The organism is Oleiphilus sp. HI0117 (assembly GCF_001635235.1).
On sequence record NZ_LWGA01000213.1, the window covers coordinates 1 to 1378 of the forward strand.

The 1378-nt window shown below is 43.8% G+C and carries 2 protein-coding genes; both read left to right on the plus strand.

What is annotated here, in order from left to right; all coding sequences use genetic code 11:
* The coding region (locus tag A3757_RS02670) for an acetate/propionate family kinase (RefSeq protein ID WP_068739132.1) at positions 1–809 on the plus strand (809 nt) is incomplete at its 5' end.
* Positions 810–905: 96 nt separating this feature from the next.
* Positions 906–1378, plus strand: a 473-nt coding sequence (locus tag A3757_RS02675) for an AAA family ATPase (protein ID WP_156506128.1), incomplete at its 3' end; no start/stop codon positions are given.

A 1378-nucleotide genomic window follows, 5' to 3' on the forward strand; every position in this document is an offset into this window, starting at 1 on the left:
AGAGCTTACAAGTGCTGCACCCTAATCTCCCACAAGTTGCAGTATTTGATACGGCATTCCATCAAACAATGCCAGCCAAAGCTTATACTTACGCACTACCCTACAAGCTTTATTCTGAACATAATGTTCGCCGCTATGGTTTTCACGGTACCAGTCACCGCTATATTGCTAAGCGTGCATCTGAAACGATAAATAAGTCATTGCCAGAGCTAAACATTATTACCGCTCACCTGGGTAACGGCGCAAGTGTTGCGGCAATAAAAAACGGTAAAAGCGCTGATACAAGTATGGGCATGACCCCACTTGAAGGGCTTGTAATGGGCACCCGATCTGGCGACATAGACCCAGGTATTTTTGACTTTCTAATCAGTCAGAATTACTCGCCCGAGGAGATATCCGAACTCCTAAACAAGCAAAGCGGTTTACTCGGTATATCTGAGCTGAGCAACGATATGCGCACAATTTGTGAGAAGGCAGATGAAGGTCATACCCAATGCAAACTTGCTTTGGAGGTATTTTGCTTTAGAGCTGCCAAACACCTGGCCGGCATGATGGCCTCACTAGAACAAATAGATGCACTGGTGTTCACCGGTGGAATTGGCGAGAACTCAGCTGTCGTTAGGCAAAAAATTGTCAAACACTTGTCAATTTTCGGCTTTACTATTAACCATGCAGCAAACAATCAGCCTTCTTCACGTAACGAATGCTACAACGGGCTTTCTATTCATGAAGACCAATCTATCCCGGTACTCGTCATCCCAACTGACGAAGAAGCTATGATTGTAGAAGACACTCTATCGCTAATATAACAAATGCTATGCGGCCACTTCTACCAGCTATTGCAACGAACCATTATGCTCTCAAACCCTTAGAATATTTGAGAACAGATTTAAGGAAAGTCTAATATGTCTAAGTCATTTTTTATTGCACCAACCGCTAAAAATGCCGGCTTAACATCCGTCAGCCTTGGCCTACTCAGAGCGCTTGACCAGATAGGTGTAAGAGTTGGTTTTTTTAAGCCGATTACACAAATTACCCAAAGCCGCCCCGATCACTCCGTCCACTTTGCTAATGCAATCAATCATATCGACAGCCCAAAGCCTATTCCACTGAAGACAGCACAAGATTACCTTACACGCGGCGACAAAGACCTTCTTATGGAAGAAGTAATCGAAAACTTCCATAAGATAAAAAAGCTGTACGATGTAATAATCATTGAAGGAATCGTTCCAACAACAGACGAAGCTCATACCAGCGTGCTCAATAAGGAAATGGCAAACAGTCTCGACGCAGAAATCATTCTGCTTGTGCCAATGACCTCCTTGCCAAGCAATTGTTCAGTTGATACCTTCGATGACCACCTAAAAACATCCTTGAG